Origin of the sequence: Enterobacter sp. EGD-HP1, assembly GCF_000733275.2 — a bacterium.
Classification (GTDB): domain Bacteria; phylum Pseudomonadota; class Gammaproteobacteria; order Enterobacterales; family Enterobacteriaceae; genus Enterobacter.
This window is the reverse complement of sequence record NZ_AVOP01000032.1, coordinates 133,061-154,072: the sequence shown is the minus strand read 5'-3', so window position 1 is coordinate 154,072 and position 21,012 is coordinate 133,061. Positions and strand designations below refer to the sequence as shown.

The 21,012-nt window shown below is 55.6% G+C and carries 18 protein-coding genes and 2 tRNA genes; 12 read left to right on the top strand and 8 right to left on the bottom strand.

The genetic code is table 11. The features are described 5' to 3' along the window. Positions 1 to 132 precede the first annotated feature (132 nt). On the top strand, positions 133 to 1,539 hold the full coding sequence (locus N037_RS16355) for a YchO/YchP family invasin (RefSeq protein WP_050511262.1): 1,407 nt from the start codon (positions 133 to 135) through the stop codon (positions 1,537 to 1,539). Positions 1,540 to 1,542: 3 nt separating this feature from the next. Here the strand turns inward: N037_RS16355 and narL are convergent, their stop codons facing one another. After that, positions 1,543 to 2,193, bottom strand: a complete 651-nt coding sequence (narL, locus tag N037_RS16350) for a two-component system response regulator NarL (RefSeq protein ID WP_008499531.1) — start codon at positions 2,191 to 2,193, stop codon at positions 1,543 to 1,545. Further along, positions 2,186 to 3,982 carry a nitrate/nitrite two-component system sensor histidine kinase NarX gene (gene narX / locus N037_RS16345; RefSeq protein WP_032642234.1) on the bottom strand — a complete coding sequence of 599 codons (1,797 nt, stop codon included), beginning with the start codon at positions 3,980 to 3,982 and terminating at the stop codon, positions 2,186 to 2,188. The genes narL and narX overlap by 8 nt, the downstream gene beginning before the upstream one ends. 309 nt (positions 3,983 to 4,291) lie before the next feature. On the opposite strand from narX, the gene N037_RS16340 reads away from it, so the two are divergent. From N037_RS16340 to narI, 5 genes are all read left to right on the top strand, one after another. Continuing rightward, positions 4,292 to 5,689, top strand: coding sequence for a NarK family nitrate/nitrite MFS transporter (locus N037_RS16340; protein ID WP_032642232.1), 1,398 nt, complete (start codon positions 4,292 to 4,294; stop codon positions 5,687 to 5,689). Between the two features lie 381 nt (positions 5,690 to 6,070). Next, on the top strand, positions 6,071 to 9,814 hold the full coding sequence (locus N037_RS16335) for a nitrate reductase subunit alpha (protein WP_032642230.1): 3,744 nt from the start codon (positions 6,071 to 6,073) through the stop codon (positions 9,812 to 9,814). Then, positions 9,811 to 11,346, top strand: coding sequence for a nitrate reductase subunit beta (narH, locus tag N037_RS16330; protein WP_023335987.1), 1,536 nt, complete (start codon positions 9,811 to 9,813; stop codon positions 11,344 to 11,346). The genes N037_RS16335 and narH overlap by 4 nt, the downstream gene beginning before the upstream one ends. Further along, positions 11,343 to 12,053: a nitrate reductase molybdenum cofactor assembly chaperone gene (gene narJ, locus N037_RS16325; protein ID WP_032642228.1), complete on the top strand. Its 711-nt coding sequence runs from the start codon at positions 11,343 to 11,345 to the stop codon at positions 12,051 to 12,053. The genes narH and narJ overlap by 4 nt, the downstream gene beginning before the upstream one ends. After that, positions 12,053 to 12,730 (top strand): respiratory nitrate reductase subunit gamma, encoded by a 678-nt coding sequence (gene narI / locus N037_RS16320; RefSeq protein WP_032642226.1) that lies wholly within the window; start codon positions 12,053 to 12,055, stop codon positions 12,728 to 12,730. Before narJ ends, narI begins: the two co-directional genes overlap by 1 nt. Here the strand turns inward: narI and N037_RS16315 are convergent. After that, a complete protein-coding gene (locus tag N037_RS16315) occupies positions 12,727 to 13,623 on the bottom strand; it encodes a DMT family transporter (RefSeq protein WP_032642223.1) in 897 nt (298 codons plus the stop codon). The two genes, narI and N037_RS16315, sit on opposite strands and share 4 nt — an antisense overlap. A 107-nt stretch (positions 13,624 to 13,730) precedes the next feature. Between N037_RS16315 and N037_RS16310 the strand changes: the two genes are divergently transcribed. Further along, a complete protein-coding gene (locus tag N037_RS16310) occupies positions 13,731 to 14,174 on the top strand; it encodes an Lrp/AsnC family transcriptional regulator (protein WP_032642432.1) in 444 nt (147 codons plus the stop codon). A 102-nt stretch (positions 14,175 to 14,276) separates the two neighbouring features. Here the strand turns inward: N037_RS16310 and N037_RS16305 are convergent. From N037_RS16305 to N037_RS16290, 4 genes are all read right to left on the bottom strand, one after another. After that, positions 14,277 to 14,361 (bottom strand) — tRNA-Tyr (locus N037_RS16305). A 35-nt stretch (positions 14,362 to 14,396) separates the two neighbouring features. Continuing rightward, positions 14,397 to 14,481, bottom strand: a tRNA-Tyr gene (locus N037_RS16300). Positions 14,482 to 14,639: 158 nt separating this feature from the next. Next, a complete protein-coding gene (gene purU / locus N037_RS16295; RefSeq protein WP_023335983.1) occupies positions 14,640 to 15,482 on the bottom strand; it encodes a formyltetrahydrofolate deformylase in 843 nt (280 codons plus the stop codon). Between the two features lie 46 nt (positions 15,483 to 15,528). Then, on the bottom strand, positions 15,529 to 15,987 hold the full coding sequence (locus N037_RS16290) for a YchJ family protein (protein WP_032642221.1): 459 nt from the start codon (positions 15,985 to 15,987) through the stop codon (positions 15,529 to 15,531). Positions 15,988 to 16,101: 114 nt separating this feature from the next. On the opposite strand from N037_RS16290, the gene rssA reads away from it, so the two are divergent. The 4 genes from rssA to N037_RS24925 all read left to right on the top strand — a co-directional run bounded on the left by rssA (position 16,102) and on the right by N037_RS24925 (position 19,375). Further along, entirely contained in the window at positions 16,102 to 17,004 is a 903-nt protein-coding gene (gene rssA, locus N037_RS16285; RefSeq protein ID WP_032642219.1) for a patatin-like phospholipase RssA, read from the top strand. A 91-nt stretch (positions 17,005 to 17,095) separates the two neighbouring features. Continuing rightward, positions 17,096 to 18,109, top strand: a complete 1,014-nt coding sequence (gene rssB / locus N037_RS16280; RefSeq protein WP_023335980.1) for a two-component system response regulator RssB — start codon at positions 17,096 to 17,098, stop codon at positions 18,107 to 18,109. Positions 18,110 to 18,309: 200 nt separating this feature from the next. Continuing rightward, complete coding sequence (gene galU / locus N037_RS16275) at positions 18,310 to 19,218, top strand: UTP--glucose-1-phosphate uridylyltransferase GalU (RefSeq protein ID WP_023335979.1); 909 nt, start codon at positions 18,310 to 18,312, stop codon at positions 19,216 to 19,218. A 13-nt stretch (positions 19,219 to 19,231) separates the two neighbouring features. After that, complete coding sequence (locus N037_RS24925; protein ID WP_023335978.1) at positions 19,232 to 19,375, top strand: hypothetical protein; 144 nt, start codon at positions 19,232 to 19,234, stop codon at positions 19,373 to 19,375. Between the two features lie 43 nt (positions 19,376 to 19,418). Here the strand turns inward: N037_RS24925 and hns are convergent, their stop codons facing one another. Continuing rightward, positions 19,419 to 19,832 (bottom strand): histone-like nucleoid-structuring protein H-NS, encoded by a 414-nt coding sequence (gene hns, locus N037_RS16270; RefSeq protein ID WP_008502781.1) that lies wholly within the window; start codon positions 19,830 to 19,832, stop codon positions 19,419 to 19,421. Positions 19,833 to 20,381: 549 nt separating this feature from the next. Between hns and tdk the strand changes: the two genes are divergently transcribed. Next, positions 20,382 to 20,996, top strand: coding sequence for a thymidine kinase (gene tdk, locus N037_RS16265; protein WP_032642217.1), 615 nt, complete (start codon positions 20,382 to 20,384; stop codon positions 20,994 to 20,996). The last annotated feature ends 16 nt before the right edge of the window (positions 20,997 to 21,012 follow it).

The following is a 21,012-nucleotide window of genomic DNA, read 5'->3' as shown; positions in this document are numbered from 1 at the left end:
GAGTTTACGCTGCTTGCAGCCGACAATAAACTTCAGGATATTCCTGAAATGTCCCGTAAGGCTGCAATTCTTTCCTAATGACGTTAAGGTAAGAGAGTCTTTTACAAAACTCAGGCGCAAATCCCGACGTTGATGGCTGTATCGTCCCGCATTCTTTTTCTGTTATTACTCCCCCTTCTTGCGGCCGGAGCCGTTCACGGTGCGCCGAATTCCTTTATGCATCAGGCACAGAATCCCTTCGACAATAATGGGGACAGTCTGCCCGACCTCGGCATGGCGGCGCCAACGGGCGAGGGGGAAAAACACCTGGCCGAAATGGCGAAAGCGTTTGGTGAAGCCAGCATGACCGACAACGGTCTGACAACGGGCGAGCAGGCGCGTCAGTTTGCGTTTGGTCAGGTGCGCGACGCGTTGAGCGGCGAAGTGAACCAGCAGATAGAATCCTGGCTGTCGCCCTGGGGTAACGCCAGCGTGAACTTGCTGGTCGATAACGATGGCAAATTTAACGGCAGCAGTGGGAGCTGGTTTATCCCCTGGAACGATAACAACCGCTATCTGAGCTGGAGCCAGCTTGGCCTGACCCAGCAGACGGATGGCCTGGTGAGTAACGCTGGGCTCGGTCAGCGCTGGGTCGCCGGAAAATGGCTGCTGGGTTACAACACGTTTTACGATAACCTTCTGGATGAAAACCTGCAGCGTGCCGGGCTGGGCGCGGAAGCGTGGGGGGAAAATCTGCGCCTGTCGGCCAACTATTATCAGCCCTTTGCCGGCTGGCGCGATCGCTCTGACGTCCAGGAGCAGCGCATGGCGCGCGGATATGACGTCACCGCTAAAGCCTGGCTGCCGTGGTTCCATCATCTCAATACCAGCGTCAGCTTCGAGCAATACTTTGGCGATAACGTCGACCTCTTCAACAGCGGAACCGGCTATCACAACCCGGTGGCGGTGAACCTGGGGCTTAACTATACCCCCGTTCCGCTGGTCACCCTGACCGCCGCGCATAAGCAGGGAGAAAGTGGCGCGAGTCAGAATAACCTCGGACTGAAGCTCAACTACCGCTTTGGCGTGCCGCTGGTTAAGCAGATTTCCGCCGGTGAAGTTGCCGCCACGCGCTCCCTGCGCGGAAGCCGCTACGACTCTCCGGAGCGCAATAGCCTGCCGGTGATAGAGTTCCGCCAGCGGAAAACGCTGTCCGTGTGGCTGGCCACGCCGCCGTGGGATCTGAAAGGAGGCGAGACCGTTATGCTGAAGCTTCAGGTTCGCAGTACACACGGCATTCGTCAGATCCACTGGCAGGGGGATACGCAGGCGCTGAGCCTGACGTCGCCGGCGAAAAGCAACAGCAGCGACGGCTGGAGCGTGATTATGCCTGCCTGGGATGACCGTGAAGGGGCGACAAACCGCTGGCACCTGTCGGCGGTGGTGGAAGATGAGAAGGGCCAGCGCGTCTCGTCCAATGAGATCGTGCTGACCGTCGTGCAGCCGCTGGTCGCATTGCCTGACGACGATCCGCGCTGGAAGCTTCTGCCGGAGGAGTAATCCTTAAAAAATGCGTTCCTGATGCACCCACACCGCGGCTTCAACGCGGGATTTTAGCTTCATTTTCTTCAGCATATGCTTCACGTGTACTTTGACCGTGCTTTCGGTGATGTCCAGACGGCGGGCAATCATTTTGTTCGGCAGGCCCTGAGCAATCAGCTTCAGAATATCGCGCTCGCGCGGAGTTAACTGGCTGACGTCACGGTCAGAGGTGGCGCGGTTGGCGCGCAGGCTGGCGGCCAGCACCGGCGTTAAGGCTTCGCTGAGCACCATCTCGCCCGCCGCGGCCTGCTGCAGCGCCTTAAGCAAGTCTTCCGGCTCCATATCCTTCAGCAGATAACCATCCGCCCCGCGCTTCAGCGCCGTGACCACATCCTCTTCATGGTTTGACACGCTAAAGACGACGATGCGCCCGGAAAGCGATTTTTCCCGCAGCTTGTCGAGGGTTTCCAGCCCGTTCATGCCGGGCATATTCAGATCGAGCAGGATCAGATCGGGATCGAGGGATTCGGCAAGCTCAATGCCCTGTTCACCGTTGCTGGCTTCGCCAACCACGGTGATATCGGGTGCCATGCTGACCAGCTGTTTCACGCCAGTACGCAGCATCGGATGGTCGTCGATCAACAGGATAGATGCCGGTTCCTGATTAGTCATGGGTTTCTCCTTGAGCAGTTGTAAGCGGTTTTTCGGGAACAAAGGTGACGACTACTTCCGTGCCGCCCGTCTCTCTCCGGCGAACCTGGCAATCACCGCGCAGGCTTTGGGCGCGGTCTCGCATAATAATTAAACCATAGTGGTTAGTGCGTTCGGCATTTTCCGGCACGCCGCGGCCGTTGTCGTGAACCGTGAGCTTCACCTGACTGCCGTGCTGGCTGACGGTGACCGTTACCGCCGTCGCGCCGGAATGCTTGAGCACGTTACTCAACGCTTCACGGGCGATCTGCAGTAAATGGATGGCCTGGTGGGAGGGGACAAACCGCGGCGGCAGCTGGTAGTCCAGCTTCACCGGGAAACCCAGCCGGGCGCTAAATTCCTGGCAGCTGGCTTCCAGCGCCGGGCGCAGGCCCGGCTCGGTCAGCTGCAGACGGAAGGTGGTCAGCAGCTCGCGAAGCTGTATCCAGGAGGTGTTCAGCTCGTTGCGGATCTGGCTGAGCAGCTGCTTGTTGCTTTCCGGCATCTCCGCATCCTGCATCTGCAGGCAACTCACCTGCATTTTCATACAGGAGAGCGACTGGGCGATAGAGTCGTGAAGCTCGCGGGCGATGGTTGCGCGCTCTTCCATGACGATCAGCTGCTGCTGCTTTTCCTGATGCCTGTCGAGCGCCAGCGTGGCCGTTAGCTGTTCGACCAGCGTGTCAACCAGCTGCTGCTGGTCGTGGCTCAGGTGGCGCCCGGCAGGCAGCGTTGCCAGCAGAATACCGTACTGGGTGTGGCTGTCGGTCAGGCGCCACTTCAGGGTGGTGCCGCCGGACGTCAGCGGCGGCAGGCCGCGAGGGCAAAGATGGCAGCCTTTGTCATCGCAGGACATATCGGACTGGCAGGTAAATTCCTGATGGTTATCTTCGTCTTCCACATCGTAGACCCGCAGCTCAAGGTCGTGAAGCAGGGTCAGATTTTGCAGACCGTTCAGCACCGGCGAGAGGCGTTCGCATAGCGGCACCTGCATGTGCAGACGACGGTTGGCCTGCCACAGAAAGGAGAGGATCTCGTTTTTCTGCTCCAGCCCGGCCGTTTTTTCCTGCACGCGCTGCTCCAGCACCGCGTAGCTTTCGGACAGCTCTGCCGACATGGTATTCAGCGCCTGACCGAGCATGGCCATCTCGTTGCGCCCGCTGATGTGCGTGCGCTGGGTAAAATCGCGTGCGGTGACCGCGCGGGCCATTGCCAGCAGCTGTTTCCACGGATTCAGCAGCCGCGCGCGGAGCCAGACGATGGTGAAGATCAGCAGCAGACCCATAAACAGCGCCATCGCGCGGTGCACCATCACCACCCGGTCAATGCGTAATTCGGTGGTTTGGTCAAAAGAGGAGACCAGCGCATCAATGCGCGAGACGAACCCCGCGACGTCCTGCGCAACGGTTTCTGTGCTGCGCGCCTGCTTCAGCCCGGGCGCCAGCTGGGTGTGCCAGTAGCCCTGAAGGGCGTTAAGCTGGGACTGCTGACCGGCGCGGATGGCGGCGTTTTGCAGCTCGGGGCTGGAGACCGTGCGCTCCATTTCATCAATCAGAGGACGATCGTCCTGCGTCAGGGGAACCGATGCCAGCAGGCGATAACTCTGCATGCGTAGCGAGCCTGCCTCGTTGATGGCATGCGCATTACCCTGTACTCCCTGTACCAGCCAGCCGGAGATCGCCATGCCGGTCACGCCGATGGCGGTGGACAGCAAAACAATCAGAGCGAGCTGATTCACGAGCGTCAGCGGAGATAAACATCTTTTTAACATAGAGGTGGCGTGCTCCTGACGTGGCCTGCTTGCAGGAATGGCGCTATTCTGGTGCATACCCTGGAGTATACCCATACCAATAAAGGATTACCCCTAAATTGCCAACGGAGTAGGGGGAAGGAGGTGGGGGTAGCCAGGAACCGTCAGTGCCGTGAAAAACCACGTCTTTTTTACCGAATTAGCCTACTCACTAAGGGTAAGGCCTTATTTTGCGCCGCAAATCCTCCCACTTTTCCTTTGATTTATATCAACTTACCGCCGCCCTAAAACCCTAATGTTTGCAGCATCATTCGAGAATCAGAGGTGTCTATGAGTCACTCATCCGCTCCCGAAAGGGAAAATGGTGCCGTTATTACAGACTGGCGTCCAGAGGAGCCGGCGTTCTGGCAACAGCGCGGCCATCGTGTAGCAAGCCGGAATCTATGGATTTCCGTGCCGTGTTTGTTATTAGCGTTTTGCGTATGGATGTTGTTTAGCGCGGTGGCGGTCAATCTGCCGAAAGTTGGGTTTACGTTTACGACCGATCAGCTGTTCATGCTGACCGCGCTGCCGTCGCTGTCAGGCGCGCTGCTGCGGGTCCCTTACGCGTTTATGGTGCCGGTGTTTGGCGGTCGTCGCTGGACGGCGTTCAGTACGGGTATCATGATCGTCCCTTGCGTGTGGCTCGGCTTCGCGGTGCAGGATACCTCCACGCCGTTTAACGTGTTCGTGATTATCTCCCTGCTGTGCGGTTTTGCGGGTGCGAACTTCGCCTCCAGCATGGCGAACATCAGCTTCTTCTTCCCGAAAGCCAAGCAGGGCGGCGCGCTGGGGATTAACGGCGGTCTGGGGAACATGGGCGTGAGCGTGATGCAGTTGATTGCCCCGCTGGCGATCTCGGTCTCCATTTTTGCGGCCTTTGGCGGCGGTGGCGTTGAGCAGGCGGATGGTTCGTCCCTCTATCTGCAAAACGCCGCCTGGATCTGGGTCCCTTTCCTGGTGGTCTTTACCCTCGCAGCCTGGTTCTTTATGAATGATCTGTCCGCGTCGAAGGCATCGCTGAGCGAACAGCTGCCGGTGCTGAAGCGTGGGCATCTCTGGGTGATGGCCCTGCTGTATCTGGCCACCTTCGGCTCGTTTATCGGCTTCTCTGCAGGCTTCGCGATGCTGTCGAAAACGCAGTTTCCGGAGATTCAGATCCTGCAATTTGCCTTCTTCGGGCCGTTCATTGGTGCTCTGGCGCGTTCGCTGGGCGGCATGGTGTCTGACCGCCTCGGCGGTACCCGCGTGACGCTGGTTAACTTCGTCGTGATGGCGGTCTTCTGCGCGCTGCTGTTCCTTACGCTGCCAGCCGACGGGCAGGGCGGTAACTTCATCGCCTTCTTCGGCGTGTTTATGGTGCTGTTCCTGACGGCCGGGCTGGGGAGTGCGTCTACCTTCCAGATGATATCCGTGATCTTCCGCAAGCTGACCATGGACCGCGTGAAAGCGCAGGGCGGGAGCGAAGAGCAGGCAATGCGTGAAGCGGCGACGGATACGGCGGCGGCGCTGGGCTTTATCTCTGCCATCGGTGCGATTGGCGGCTTCTTTATCCCGAAAGCGTTCGGTATCTCTCTGGACCTGACCGGCTCTCCGGCCGGTGCCATGAAAGTCTTCCTCGTCTTCTATATCGCCTGCGTTGTGATTACGTGGCTGGTATATGGCCGTAATACCAAGAAAAATAAGTAAGTGTGATTATCCGTTTACGCGGCCTTCGGGCCGCGTTTTTTTTAGCCTGAATAATAGTTACAACATACTTACGGCTTTTACGGCTAACGCCCGCGGCGGCACTGCGATCGCCATCGCTTTACAGGTCGCTCTACCCCTTAATACCTGAGATGTTAAATGTTGACTGGTTTTTTGTGCGACAAAATAAAAATAGTCATATATTTCATATTGATATGAATTTTTCTTAGATACCGCTTTGGTGGTATTCGGTATAACCCCTCGCCTGAAAGTCCCTTCTCGTCTTGATCGTTATCAATTCTCCCCCTCTTTCAGGGCGTTACCTTCGCTGCAAATCAGCAATGTCGATTTAGAGAGCCACAGGCTCCACACAGGAGATACCCGATGAGCAAATTTTTGGACCGGTTTCGCTACTTCAAACAGAAGGGTGAAACTTTTGCCGATGGGCACGGCCAGGTTCTGGATACCAACCGGGACTGGGAAGACGGTTACCGCCAGCGCTGGCAGCATGACAAAGTCGTCCGTTCGACCCACGGCGTGAACTGTACTGGCTCATGTAGCTGGAAGATTTTCGTTAAAAACGGTCTGGTGACCTGGGAAATGCAGCAGACCGACTATCCGCGCACCCGCCCGGATATGCCAAACCACGAACCGCGCGGCTGCCCGCGTGGCGCCAGCTACTCCTGGTATCTCTACAGCGCTAACCGTCTAAAATACCCGCTGATGCGCAAGCGCCTGATGAAGATGTGGCGTGAAGCGAAAGTGCAGCACAGCGATCCGGTGGATGCCTGGGCGTCCATTATCGAAGACGCGGACAAAGCAAAAAGCTTCAAGCAGGCTCGCGGTCGCGGTGGTTTCGTTCGCTCCTCATGGAAAGAAGTGAACGAGCTGATTGCCGCTTCCAACGTCTACACCGTCAAAACCTACGGTCCTGACCGCGTGGCGGGCTTTTCACCCATCCCGGCGATGTCGATGGTCTCTTACGCCTCCGGCGCGCGTTACCTGTCTCTTATCGGCGGTACCTGCCTGAGCTTCTACGACTGGTACTGCGACCTGCCGCCTGCATCTCCGCAGACCTGGGGCGAGCAGACCGACGTGCCGGAATCCGCCGACTGGTACAACTCCAGCTACATCATCGCCTGGGGCTCAAACGTTCCTCAGACCCGTACGCCGGACGCGCACTTCTTTACTGAAGTCCGTTACAAAGGCACCAAAACCGTGGCGGTGACCCCTGACTACGCGGAAATCGCCAAGCTTTGCGATCTGTGGCTGGCGCCGAAACAGGGTACCGACGCCGCGATGGCAATGGCGATGGGCCACGTCATGCTGCGTGAATTCCACCTTGATAAGCCAAGCCAGTACTTCACCGACTACGTTCGCCGCTACACCGACATGCCGATGCTGGTCATGCTGGAAGCGCGTGAGGGCTACTATGCTGCGGGCCGCACGCTGCGCGCCGCCGATCTGGTGGATTCGCTGGGCCAGGAAAACAACCCTGAGTGGAAAACCGTTGCGTATAACAGCAACGGCGAGCTGGTGGCGCCAAACGGCTCTATCGGCTTCCGCTGGGGCGAGAAGGGCAAGTGGAACCTGGAGCAACGCAACGGCACCACCGGCGAAGAGACGGAGCTGCGCCTGAGCATGCTGGGCAGCCAGGACGAGATCGCTGAAGTCGGGTTCCCGTACTTCGGCGGTGAAGGTTCAGAGCACTTCAACAAGGTTGAACTGAAAAACGTTCTGATGCACAAACTGCCGGTTAAACGCCTGCAGCTGGCCGACGGTTCTACCGCACTGGTCACCACCGTTTATGACCTGACCATGGCGAACTACGGTCTGGAACGCGGTCTGGGCGATGAAAACTGCGCAACCGGCTATGACGACGTGAAAGCCTACACCCCGGCCTGGGCGGAACAGATCACTGGCGTGCCACGCGCGCACATTACCCGTATCGCACGTGAGTTTGCAGAAAACGCGGACAAAACGCACGGTCGTTCGATGATCATCGTCGGCGCGGGTCTGAACCACTGGTATCACCTCGATATGAACTATCGCGGTCTGATCAACATGCTGATCTTCTGCGGCTGCGTTGGCCAGAGCGGTGGCGGCTGGGCGCACTACGTCGGCCAGGAAAAACTGCGTCCGCAGACCGGCTGGCAGCCTCTGGCGTTTGCCCTCGACTGGCAGCGTCCGGCACGCCACATGAACAGCACCTCCTACTTCTATAACCACTCCAGCCAGTGGCGCTACGAAACGGTTACCGCGCAGGAGCTGCTTTCGCCAATGGCGGATAAATCCCGCTACAGCGGCCACCTGATTGACTTCAACGTGCGTGCTGAACGCATGGGCTGGCTGCCGTCTGCGCCACAGCTGGGCACTAACCCGCTGCGCATTGCGGAAGCGGCGAAGCAGGCGGGTATGTCACCGGTGGATTACACCGTGAAATCCCTCAAAGACGGCTCTATCCGCTTCGCGGCAGAACAGCCGGAGAACGGTAAAAACCACCCGCGTAACCTGTTCATCTGGCGCTCCAACCTGCTGGGCTCGTCCGGTAAAGGCCACGAGTACATGCTGAAATACCTGCTCGGTACCGAAAACGGTATTCAGGGGAAAGATCTCGGCAAGCAGGGCGGCGTGAAGCCGGAAGAGGTGGAGTGGAAAGACAACGGTCTCGACGGCAAGCTGGATCTGGTGGTGACGCTGGACTTCCGTCTGTCCAGCACCTGCCTGTACTCCGACATCGTGCTGCCTACTGCCACCTGGTACGAAAAAGACGACATGAATACCTCGGATATGCATCCGTTTATTCATCCGCTGTCTGCGGCCGTTGACCCGGCGTGGGAATCAAAAAGCGACTGGGATATCTACAAGGACATCGCGAAGAAATTCTCCGAAGTCTGCGTAGGCCACCTGGGCAAAGAGACCGACGTGGTGACGCTGCCAATCCAGCACGACTCCGCTGCCGAACTGGCGCAGCCGCTGGACGTGAAGGACTGGAAAAAAGGCGAGTGCGACCTGATCCCGGGCGTGACCGCACCGCACATCATTCCGGTTGAACGCGACTACCCGGCAACCTATGAGCGCTTTACCTCTATCGGCCCGCTGATGGAGAAGATCGGTAACGGCGGAAAAGGGATCGCCTGGAACACCCAGAGCGAAATGGATCTGCTGCGCAAGCTCAACTACACCAAAGCGGACGGCCCGGCCAAGGGCCAGCCGATGCTGAACACGGCAATTGATGCCGCAGAGATGATCCTGACCCTGGCACCGGAAACCAACGGCCACGTGGCGGTGAAAGCCTGGGCGGCACTGAGCGAGTTTACCGGTCGCGACCATACGCACCTGGCGACCAATAAAGAGGAAGAGAAAATCCGCTTCCGCGATATTCAGGCCCAGCCGCGCAAGATTATCTCCAGCCCGACCTGGTCTGGCCTCGAAGATGAACACGTCTCTTATAACGCGGGCTACACCAACGTTCATGAGCTGATCCCATGGCGCACCCTGTCCGGTCGTCAGTCGCTGTATCAGGATCACCAGTGGATGCGTGACTTCGGTGAAAGCCTGCTGGTTTACCGTCCGCCAATCGACACCCGCTCCGTGAAAGCAGTGATGGGCGCGAAATCGAACGGCAACCCTGAGAAGGCGCTGAACTTCCTGACGCCGCACCAGAAGTGGGGTATCCACTCCACCTACAGCGACAACCTGCTGATGCTGACCCTGTCGCGCGGCGGTCCGATTGTCTGGATGAGCGAAACGGACGCCAAAGATCTGGGTATCGAAGATAACGACTGGATCGAAGTGTTCAACAGCAACGGTGCCCTGACGGCGCGTGCGGTGGTGAGCCAGCGCGTACCGGCCGGGATGACCATGATGTACCACGCGCAGGAACGTATCGTTAACCTGCCGGGGTCAGAAATTACCGAGCAGCGCGGTGGGATCCACAACTCCGTGACCCGTATTACGCCGAAGCCGACCCACATGATCGGTGGCTATGCGCAGCTGGCCTACGGCTTTAACTACTACGGCACCGTAGGATCGAACCGCGATGAGTTCGTGGTGGTACGTAAGATGAAGAACATTAACTGGTTAGACGGCGAAGGCAATGACCAGGTACAGGAGAGCGTAAAATGAAAATTCGTTCACAAGTCGGCATGGTGCTGAATCTGGATAAATGCATCGGCTGTCATACCTGCTCAGTCACCTGTAAAAACGTCTGGACCAGCCGCGAAGGTATGGAGTACGCCTGGTTCAACAACGTGGAAAGCAAGCCGGGCACCGGCTTCCCGACCGACTGGGAAAACCAGGAGAAGTGGAAGGGCGGCTGGATCCGTAAAATCAACGGCAAGCTGCAGCCGCGCATGGGTAACCGCGCGATGCTGCTGGGTAAAATTTTCGCTAACCCGCACCTGCCGGGCATCGACGATTACTACGAGCCGTTTGACTACGACTACCAGAACCTGCACAACGCGCCGGAAAGCAAACACCAGCCGATCGCCCGTCCGCGCTCGCTGATCACCGGTCAGCGCATGGACAAGATTACCAGCGGTCCAAACTGGGAAGAGATTCTGGGCGGCGAGTTCGAGAAACGCGCCAAAGACCAGAACTTCGAGAACATGCAGAAGGCGATGTACGGCCAGTTCGAAAATACCTTCATGATGTATCTGCCGCGCCTGTGCGAGCACTGCCTCAACCCGGCGTGCGTGGCGACCTGCCCAAGCGGCGCCATCTACAAGCGTGAAGAAGACGGCATCGTGCTGATCGACCAGGACAAGTGCCGCGGCTGGCGCATGTGTATTACCGGCTGCCCGTACAAAAAAATCTACTTCAACTGGAAGAGCGGCAAGTCTGAGAAGTGCATCTTCTGCTACCCGCGTATCGAAGCCGGGATGCCGACCGTCTGCTCAGAAAGCTGCGTAGGCCGTATTCGCTACCTCGGCGTGCTGCTGTACGACGCGGACGCGATTGAAAATGCCGCGAGCACCGAGCACGAGAAAGATCTGTATCAGCGTCAGCTGGACGTGTTCCTCGATCCGAACGATCCGAAGGTGATTGAGCAGGCGCTGAAGGATGGCATTCCGCAGAGCGTGATTGACGCGGCGCAGCAGTCTCCGGTGTACAAAATGGCGATGGACTGGAAGCTGGCCCTGCCGCTGCATCCGGAATACCGCACGCTGCCGATGGTCTGGTACGTGCCGCCGCTGTCGCCGATTCAGTCTGCCGCGGATGCGGGTGAGCTGGGCAGCAACGGCATTCTGCCGGACGTGGAAAGCCTGAGAATCCCGGTTCAGTACCTGGCTAACCTGCTGACCGCCGGGGATACCCAGCCGGTGCTGCTGGCGCTGAAGCGTATGCTGGCGATGCGTCACTTCAAACGTGCGGAAACCGTAGACGGTGTTACCGATACCCGCGCGCTGGAAGAGGTCGGTCTGACCGAAGCCCAGGCGCAGGAAATGTACCGCTATCTGGCGATTGCCAATTACGAAGACCGTTTCGTGGTGCCGAGCAGCCACCGTGAGCTGGCCCGCGAAGCCTTCCCGGAGAAAAACGGCTGTGGCTTTACCTTTGGCGACGGCTGCCACGGGTCAGACAGCAAATTCAACCTGTTCAACAGCCGCCGCATCGACGCCATGGATGTGACCAGTAAAACGGAGCCGCACTCATGATTGAACTCGTCATTGTTTCGCGTCTGCTCGAGTACCCGGATGCTGCGCTTACGCAGCATCAGCAGGAACTCTTTGATGCACTCGCGTCATCTGAAAACCTGGATAAAGAGGATGCCCACAAGCTGGGCGTTTTCCTCCGCGATCTGCTTGCGCGCGATCTTCTGGACGCGCAGTCGGACTACAGCCAGCTGTTTGACCGTGGTCGTGCGACCTCGCTGCTGCTGTTCGAACACGTGCACGGTGAATCCCGCGACCGCGGTCAGGCGATGGTTGACCTGATGGCGCAGTACGAGCAGCACGGCCTGCAGCTCGACAGCCGCGAGCTGCCGGACCATCTGCCGCTCTATCTGGAATATCTGGCGCAGCTGCCAAAAGAGGAGGCGCTGGGCGGTCTGCAGGACATCGCGCCGATCCTGGCGCTGCTCGGCGCGCGTCTTCAGCAGCGCGAGAGCCGCTACGCGGTACTTTTCGATCTGCTGGTGAAGCTGGCCAACGCGTCAGTCGACAGTGAAAAAGTGGCGGAGAAAATTGCGGATGAAGCCCGCGATGACACGCCACAGGCGTTGGATGCGGTCTGGGAAGAAGAGCAGGTGAAATTCTTTGCTGACCAGAACTGCGGCGAGTCTGAAATCTCCGCTCACCAGCGTCGTTTTGCCGGCGCGGTTGCCCCGCAATATTTGAATATCTCTAACGGAGGACGGCACTAATGCACTTCCTGAATATGTTCTTCTTTGACATTTACCCGTATATCGCGGGCACCGTGTTCCTGGTGGGAAGCTGGCTGCGTTACGACTACGGCCAGTACACCTGGCGTGCTGCCTCCAGCCAGATGCTGGATCGTAAAGGGATGCATGTGGGCTCTAACCTGTTCCACATCGGTATTCTGGGGATTTTTGCCGGTCACTTCCTGGGGATGCTGACGCCGCACTGGATGTATGAAGCGTGGCTGCCGATCGAGGTGAAGCAGAAGATGGCGATGATCGCTGGCGGTGCCTGCGGCGTGATGACCCTGGTAGGCGGTCTGCTGCTGCTAAAACGTCGTCTGTTCAGCCCGCGCGTGCGTGCGACCACGACCGCAGCGGATATTCTGATCCTCTCCCTGCTGATGGTGCAGTGCGCGCTGGGCCTGCTGACCATTCCGTTCTCGGCGCAGCATATGGACGGCAGCGAAATGATGAAGCTGGTCGGCTGGGCGCAGTCCGTGGTGACCTTCCACGGCGGCGCGTCCGTGCACCTGGACGGCGTGGCGTTTATCTTCCGCGTTCACCTGGTGCTGGGGATGACGCTGTTTGTGCTGTTCCCGTTCTCTCGTCTGGTGCATATCTGGAGCGCGCCGGTAGAGTACCTGACGCGCAAATACCAGATTGTGCGCGCCCGTCGCTAATTCGCCGTTTTGATACCAACCCCGCACTCGCGGGGTTTTTTTTCGCCCCAGCCCAGGTTGTTGCCCGCGGCAGCAAACAGGATCAGCGCGCCGCCCGCCAGCTGCGTCAGGTTCAGGGAGTGTCCAAACACCAGATTATCGACAACGATCGCCACTACCGGATAGATAAACGACAGGGAGCCGGTAATGGGCGTAGGCAGCTTCTGAATCGCGCTGTAGAGCAGCTGGTACATAATGCCGGTATGGACGATGCCCAGCGTCAGCAGGATCGGCCAGGGGAAATCACCGGAAAAAGACGGCATGCTGGCAAACGGTAAAAGCATCACGACGCCCGTCAGCACCTGGATAAAGGCAATATGCTGCGGCGCAACGGATCTGAGTTTGCGGGCAATAATGGCCGTGACCGCGTAGAAGAAGGCCGCGGCCATCGCCAGACCGATCCCGGCGAGCCATTCACTGCCGTGTGCGCCGGTCAGCTCGCTGGAGAGCAAGATCACCACGCCGCCAAAGGCGAGAAACAGCCAGCCCCATTTCACTACGCTGACGCGTTCACCTAAAAACATCCCCATCAGGACCAGCATAAACGGCTGGGTGTTATAGACCACGGTCGAAAGACCAATCGAGATCCGCTCATAGGCTGCGAAGAGCAGCAGCCAGTTCAACACTAATGCCACGCCGCCGAGAATGGCCAGCAGCAGCGTGGTGCGGGTGAGGGGACTAAAGGGCTTTGGACTTACCCGGATAAAAATAAAAAGCGCTATTGCCCCGATAAGACAGCGCCAGAACACCACTTCCGTTACCGGCAGACCGCTGAGTAAAACAAACGCACCGATAGAGCCGGAAATTAACATCGCCAGGCTCATTTGCCAGACGCCTTTATGTAAATCACGCATCACCCACCTCCTGATTAATGACGCTATTGTCGAAAATTGCTGTCGGGTTTTACAGGGGTGATATAAGGTTGAATACGTTAATGACTTTTTAAAATTAGGTGAAAGCGATGGAATACCTTCTCGATGATATAGACCGACACATTTTAGCCTGTCTGGTCGAGGATGCGCGCATGTCTTTGAAGGTGCTCAGCGGGCGTATCGGTCTGACGTCACCCAGCGCGGCAGAACGCCTGAAAAGGCTGGAAGAGCGCGGTGTGATTCAGGGGTATGGCGCACGGGTGAATCTGGCGGCGCTGGGGTATACGCTGCAGGCGCTGGTGCGCGTGCGGCCTTTGCCCGGGTTGTTGCATAAGGTGGACAAGTACATTCAGGCGATGCCGGAGTGTATTGAGAGCGACAAGGTGACCGGGGAAGACTGTTTTGTTATCCGGCTGGTGGTGCGGTCAATTGAGCAGCTGGATGTGCTGCTGGACGGCCTGGCGGAACATGCCCAGTGCAATACGTCGATTGTGAAGAGCTCGCCGGTGAAGAGACGGTTGCCACCGATGTAGGGTTCTGGCTTCTGTCGCCGGGTGGCGGCTGCGCCTTACCCGGCCTACAACGGCGGATTCGGTTCAGTTTTATAATGATTTTTTGGATTATTCTGGAAGTGATGGTGGTGGGGGAAGGATTCGAACCTTCGAAGTCGATGACGGCAGATTTACAGTCTGCTCCCTTTGGCCGCTCGGGAACCCCACCAGGGGTAATTCAAATTTTGAGGTGATGCTGAGAGATGGTGGTGGGGGAAGGATTCGAACCTTCGAAGTCGATGACGGCAGATTTACAGTCTGCTCCCTTTGGCCGCTCGGGAACCCCACCACGGGGTAATGCTTTTTTACTGGCCTGCTTCCTGCTGGAAGCGGGGCGCATCATATCAAATGAGACGCCCCTGTAAAGCATTCCTTTAGGTAAATGAAGCTGTTTGCCTGCTTTTTATCCGTAAAGGCGCAAAGCTAATCAATTCATTTTCCGAAAGATTAAAGAATGATGGTTCTGTTGCCGTACACGAAGACCCGCTGCGCCAGCACCTGATACAGCGCACGGCTAAGCACGTTCTTCTCGACGTCACGCCCGGCGCGCATCATATCCTCGGCGGTGTAGGTGTGGTCCACATGAATCACGTCCTGCATGATGATTGGGCCTTCATCCAGGTTATCGTTCACGTAGTGTGCGGTCGCACCGATGATCTTCACGCCGCGCTCGTACGCCTGATGATATGGGCGAGCACCGATAAAGGCCGGCAGGAACGAGTGGTGAATGTTGATAATTTTGTTCGGGAAACGCGCCACGAAGGATGGCGTTAACACGCGCATGTATTTCGCGAGCACCACGTAGTCCGGGTTATGCGCTTCAATGGCCTGTGCCATCAGATCGTCGTGTTCTTCGCGGGTATGGCCTTCGTGGCTCACCAGCTCGAATGGAATATCAAAACGTTCGACCAGCGTGCGCAGCGTCTCATGGTTGCCAATAACGGCAGCAATTTCAACGTCCAGACCGCCATAGTTGGCTTTCATCAGCAGGTCGCCCAGACAGTGTGCTTCTTTGGTCACCAGAATCACAACACGGCGTCGACCCGCTGGGGTCAGTTCACGCACGGAACCTTCCGGAAGCGCGCTGTCCAGATCGGCAAGCAGGGTGGTGTCGTTGAAAATACCTTCCAGTTCGGTACGCATAAAGAAGCGGCCGGTTCGGTGGTCAACGAACTCGTTGTTCTGCACGATATTCAGTTCATGTTTGTAGCAAATGTTGGTAATTCGTGCGATCAGCCCTTTTTGATCGGGGCAGATAGTGCGCAGAACTTTACGTTGTAATGATTGCATCGCCGGGAAATCCTGTTTGTATTTGCGAAGTCTGGGTTGTCAGGCGTTACTGCCCGCAACACTTTTTAAATTTTTTACCTGAACCACAAGGGCAGGGATCGTTACGACCAAACTGTGGGCGCGTACCGTCAATATAATACCACTGCCCGCTTTCCTTTAAGAACCGGGAACGCTCGATAATGGCACCAGGTTTATTATTCTCGGTAAAGCGGGCAACGAAGCTGACGTAACCCTCATCGACATGACTGCCTGTTGAGGATTCATAGACGGTAAGGCCGAGCCATTGCGTGTTCGTAAACCCGGCTTCGATGTCCTGTCTGAATTCGGCAGCGCGGCAGGAGGGATGCCAGGTTTTAATCAGATAGTCTGCGTCTTTGATCACAAAAGCAGTGTACCGTGAACGCATAAGGTGTGACGGGTCTGGTGCAACCTGATCGCCAGACAGATATCGCTGGCAACATAGGCTATACTCCAGAGCGCTACCACAAGGGCAGAGTTGAGACACGATTCTCTTCCTGGAACAAAATATAAAGGCGTAAAACGCTTCGGGTAGCACTATGTTAACTGAGGCGTTGCGTTGACGCTATGTCAGGAATCCAGGGGAAGTAAAACAGGACTAATGAGAAAGGTTAAAATTGGGCTGGCGCTGGGTTCAGGTGCCGCCCGGGGATGGTCACACATCGGCGTAATTAATGCCTTAAACAAGATGGGCATTGACGTTGATATCGTCGCAGGGTGTTCAATCGGATCGCTTGTCGGCTCCGCTTACGCGTGCGGGAAGCTTCCGGAACTCGAGACCTGGGTGCGCTCCTTCAGCTACTGGGACGTCCTGCGTCTGATGGACCTTTCATGGCAGCGTGGCGGGCTGTTGCGCGGGGAACGTGTCTTTAACCAGTTCCGCCAGGTTATGCCTCTCGAAGACTTCATTGATTGTCAGATGCCTTTCGGCGCCGTCGCGACGAACCTCAGCACAGGACGCGAACTCTGGCTAACCGAAGGGGATATTCACCTTGCGGTGCGCGCCTCCTGCAGTATGCCGGGGCTCATGGCGCCTGTCCCACACAACGGTTACTGGCTTGTCGATGGTGGCGTCGTGAATCCGGTTCCCATCTCTCTGACTCGTGCTATGGGGGCGGATATCGTGATTGCCGTTGACCTGCAGCACGACGCCCACCTGATGCAACAGGACCTCATGCCGGTCAATCTTCAGAGTGAAGAGGCCGAGGGCGAGAAGCTGGCCTGGCATGAACGCCTGCGAGGACGAATCGGGCGTATGGCTGCACGTCGCTCGGTTGCCGCGCCGACGGCGATAGAAATCATGACCACGTCAATCCAGGTGCTGGAGAATCGCCTTAAGCGCAATCGTATGGCAGGCGACCCGCCAGATATTCTTATTCAGCCTTACTGTCCGCAAATATCTACCCTTGATTTCCATCGGGCTGAGGCCGCCATCGCAGCGGGCTCGTTAGCCGTCGAAAAGAAAATGGACGAATTGTTGCCTTTTGTGCAAACAGCACGTTAAGCACCTTTTTTTGATTACTTCAGCAAAATCTGACAGGCGATAGTGCCGATCGCATGCCACTATTTAGTTACTGTCAGCCAGGGGAGGAACCATGACGCAGCCATTGGCCGGAAAACACATTTTGATTGTTGAAGACGAGCCCGTTTTCCGATCGCTACTGGATTCGTGGTTATCCTCGCTGGGAGCAATCACTTCACTGGCCGAAGATGGCATCGACGCTCTGGAGAAAATGATCAGCATTACCCCCGATTTGATGATTTGCGACATTGCGATGCCGCGCATGAATGGGCTGAAGCTGGTTGAACATCTGCGCAACGAAGGCAATCAGACGCCGATTCTGGTGATTTCTGCCACAGAGAATATGGCGGATATCGCCAAAGCATTACGCCTTGGGGTACAGGATATTCTGCTTAAACCGGTCAAGGATCTGAACCGGCTACGAGAAACGGTTTTAGCATGCCTATATCCGAATATGTTTAATTCCCGGGTGGAGGAAGAGGAGCGTCTTTTCCAGGACTGGGACGCTCTGGTGAGTAATCCACCTGCCGCAGCGAAACTGTTGCAAGAACTCCAGCCGCCCGTACAGCAAACTATTTCGCACTGTCGTGTAAATTATCGCCAGCTGGTGGCGGCCGATCAGCCAGGACTGGTGCTGGATATTGCACCACTGTCTGATTCCGACCTTGCGTTTTATTCTCTGGATGTCACCCGAGCGGGGGATAATGGCGTATTAGCCGCGTTACTTCTTCGCGCGCTATTTAATGGTTTGCTGCAGGAACAGTTATCGCATCAGGGGCAACGGCTGCCGGAGTTGGGCAGTCTACTCAAACAGGTAAACCAGCTTTTTCGCCAGGCCAATTTGCCCGGACAGTTTCCGCTGCTGGTCGGCTATTACCACAGCGGTTTAAAGAATTTGATTCTGGTCTCAGCAGGTCTCAACGCTTCACTGAATACCGGTGAACACCATATTGAGGTGAGTAACGGTGTGCCGCTTGGCACATTGGGAACGGCGTATCTTAATCAAATTAGCCACCGCTGTTCCTCCTGGCAGTGCCAAATTTGGGGCGCCGGGGGACGGCTACGCCTAATGTTGTCCACAGAATAAGCAATCGGATCTTAATTTTAAGATTGCTTTACCTGTGTTTTACGGGGAGTGCTACTATCGCTGCCCAGTTTCATGCGTATTTATCCTAATTGATCGGCAACGCGTTCTTTTCAGACCCGGACTGCGGGGCGAGACTGATATACTCAACGCGTTATTTATTGCATAAAAGTTCAAAACTTGAACAGCTCAGGAGAATTTGAATGGCTGCCCTAAATTCGAAAGTCAGAAAGGCCGTCATCCCGGTAGCGGGATTGGGGACCAGGATGTTACCAGCAACTAAGGCAATTCCTAAAGAGATGCTGCCTCTGGTTGATAAGCCATTAATCCAGTATGTCGTTAATGAATGTATCGCTGCCGGCATCACTGAAATTGTGCTGGTTACGCATTCATCAAAGAACTCTATCGAAAACCATTTCGATACAAGCTTTGAACTTGAAGCCATGCTGGAAAAACGTGTTAAGCGCCAGCTGTTAGAAGAAGTTCAGTCTATTTGTCCTCCACACGTCACCATTATGCAGGTTCGTCAGGGCCTGGCTAAAGGTCTGGGTCATGCGGTCATGTGTGCACATCCTGTTGTGGGTGACGAGCCTGTAGCGGTAATTCTGCCAGACGTTATTCTGGACGAATACGAATCCGATCTTTCTCAGGATAACCTTGCTGAGATGATCAAACGTTTTGACGAAACCGGCAGCAGCCAGATCATGGTTGAGCCTGTTGAAGACGTGACGGCATACGGTGTGGTTGACTGCAAAGGTGTTAACCTTGAGCCGGGCGAAAGCGTGCCAATGGTTGGCGTGGTAGAGAAGCCTAAAGCCGACGTAGCGCCTTCAAACCTGGCCGTTGTGGGTCGCTATGTCCTGAGCGCTGAAATCTGGCCTCTGCTGGCGAAAACGCCTCCAGGAGCGGGGGATGAGATCCAGCTGACGGATGCCATCGATATGCTGATCGAGAAAGAGACCGTTGAGGCTTACCATATGAAAGGTAAGAGCCACGACTGCGGTAATAAGCTTGGTTATATGCAGGCGTTTGTTGAATATGGTATTCGCCACAATACCCTTGGTGAAGAATTTAAAGCCTGGCTCAAAGAGAGCGCAGGTATTAAGAAATAAGCCAGGGCTGCAAATGTTCGAAACCGGTGAGGCGCTGCCCACCGGTTTTTTTTATGCCCAAACCCCCCGCAACGAGCAGGGTTGTAAGCGTGGTGAAATAGCCCAGCAACGCTTTATGACAGAATGTAAGGGGATGTTTGCGACAAATTTTGGTTAAAAAAAATCCCGCATTACGCGGGATTTTTCTGAATGTGGCGGGATTAATCCTTGATCAGGAAATCATCCAGCTGTTTACCTTGCTCATCCATGGCTTTCTTGATAACAGCAGGAGTACGACCCTGGCCAGTCCAGGTTTTAGTTTCGCCGTTCTCGTCAACGTAGCTATATTTAGCAGGACGAGCAGCACGCTTGGCTTTGGTACCGGTTTTAGCAGCAGCCATGCTGTTCAGCAATTCATTTGGATCGATACCATCAGCAATCAGCATTTCACGATATTGCTGCAGTTTACGAGTGCGCTCTTCGATTTCAGCAGCTGCAGCGCTTTCTTCTTCGCGACGTTCATTAACTACAACTTCTAATTTTTCCAGCATTTCTTCAAGCGTTTCGAGGGTGCATTCTCTTGCCTGCGCACGAAGAGTACGGATGTTGTTCAGAATTTTAAGTGCTTCGCTCATTGTAGTAATCTCAAACTTATAATGGGGGGTGGTTTGTTGTCCTAATAATAGAGCCATAAATTCAGATGTGCAATAGCCAGGAATGTAAGGAATTCAAAAAATACTAAATAATGCCGCTATTATTAATTACGCTAACTTAAATTTCATCACCCGACAGTCTCGCTTGTTATCACGTAAACCTGTTTAACCCGGCCGATTGCATCTTTTTTTTGTGACATTTACCGCAGGAATTATAGTTGCGGCGGATAAATATCAGCCTTTTGTATTAGTTCCCACCCGTGATGTTAAGACTGAAATAGTTAATAAATAGTGAATTTTAATGAACGGTGATTCCACTATAAAAAGAAGTGTTATGTTTGGCTGAGCTTATAACATATTGGCTTTGCTGAATGCGTTTACTTCATGTTTTAACGGGTTATTTTCGAAAACAGAAGGTTCTGAACTCAGCGTTGAACCGCGTCCTCTGTGCGCTGTATCGCTGATGACCAGACAAAATATGGTACAATGACTCATCGGGAATATTACACATTGATTAGGGTTTTACGGCCAATGGCACAACTTTATTTCTACTATTCGGCGATGAATGCCGGTAAATCCACCGCGTTGCTGCAGTCCTCGTACAATTACCAGGAGCGTGGGATGCGTACCGTTGTTTATACGGCTGAAATTGACGATCGCTTTGGCGCAGGGAAGGTAAGCTCCAGAATAGGGCTCTCGTCGCCTGCCAGACTGTTTAACCCGAAAACCGATCTGTTTGAAGACATTCGCACAGAACATGCTGCTCAGCCCATTCACTGCGTCCTGGTAGATGAGAGCCAGTTTCTGACGCGTGAACAGGTTCACGCCCTTTCAGAGGTGGTTGATGAGCTCGATATCCCGGTGCTTTGTTACGGGCTGCGCACGGATTTCCGTGGGGAGCTCTTTGCAGGGAGTCAGTATTTGCTTGCCTGGTCGGATAAACTCGTCGAGCTAAAAACTATCTGCTTCTGCGGTCGCAAAGCCAGCATGGTGCTTCGTCTCGACCAGTCTGGAAAACCTTATGCGGATGGTGAGCAGGTAGTGATAGGCGGTAATGAACGCTATGTATCGGTCTGCCGTAAGCATTATAAAGAAGCGTTGTCTGTCGGCTCGCTGACGGCGATTCAGCACGACAACAGGAAATAACGTAAGCCTTGTTATC

Coding starts and splice junctions, on each gene's coding strand:
- hns (WP_008502781.1), bottom strand. CDS start 19,832: ATGAGCGAAGCACTTAAAATTCTGAACAACATCCGTACTCTTCGTGCG.
- tdk (WP_032642217.1), top strand. CDS start 20,382: ATGGCACAACTTTATTTCTACTATTCGGCGATGAATGCCGGTAAATCC.
- narJ (WP_032642228.1), top strand. CDS start 11,343: ATGATTGAACTCGTCATTGTTTCGCGTCTGCTCGAGTACCCGGATGCT.
- narX (WP_032642234.1), bottom strand. CDS start 3,982: ATGTTAAAAAGATGTTTATCTCCGCTGACGCTCGTGAATCAGCTCGCT.
- purU (WP_023335983.1), bottom strand. CDS start 15,482: ATGCAATCATTACAACGTAAAGTTCTGCGCACTATCTGCCCCGATCAA.
- rssB (WP_023335980.1), top strand. CDS start 17,096: ATGACGCAGCCATTGGCCGGAAAACACATTTTGATTGTTGAAGACGAG.
- N037_RS16310 (WP_032642432.1), top strand. CDS start 13,731: ATGGAATACCTTCTCGATGATATAGACCGACACATTTTAGCCTGTCTG.
- galU (WP_023335979.1), top strand. CDS start 18,310: ATGGCTGCCCTAAATTCGAAAGTCAGAAAGGCCGTCATCCCGGTAGCG.
- narL (WP_008499531.1), bottom strand. CDS start 2,193: ATGACTAATCAGGAACCGGCATCTATCCTGTTGATCGACGACCATCCG.
- N037_RS16355 (WP_050511262.1), top strand. CDS start 133: ATGGCTGTATCGTCCCGCATTCTTTTTCTGTTATTACTCCCCCTTCTT.
- N037_RS16335 (WP_032642230.1), top strand. CDS start 6,071: ATGAGCAAATTTTTGGACCGGTTTCGCTACTTCAAACAGAAGGGTGAA.
- N037_RS16340 (WP_032642232.1), top strand. CDS start 4,292: ATGAGTCACTCATCCGCTCCCGAAAGGGAAAATGGTGCCGTTATTACA.
- N037_RS24925 (WP_023335978.1), top strand. CDS start 19,232: ATGTTCGAAACCGGTGAGGCGCTGCCCACCGGTTTTTTTTATGCCCAA.
- rssA (WP_032642219.1), top strand. CDS start 16,102: ATGAGAAAGGTTAAAATTGGGCTGGCGCTGGGTTCAGGTGCCGCCCGG.
- N037_RS16315 (WP_032642223.1), bottom strand. CDS start 13,623: ATGCGTGATTTACATAAAGGCGTCTGGCAAATGAGCCTGGCGATGTTA.
- narI (WP_032642226.1), top strand. CDS start 12,053: ATGCACTTCCTGAATATGTTCTTCTTTGACATTTACCCGTATATCGCG.
- narH (WP_023335987.1), top strand. CDS start 9,811: ATGAAAATTCGTTCACAAGTCGGCATGGTGCTGAATCTGGATAAATGC.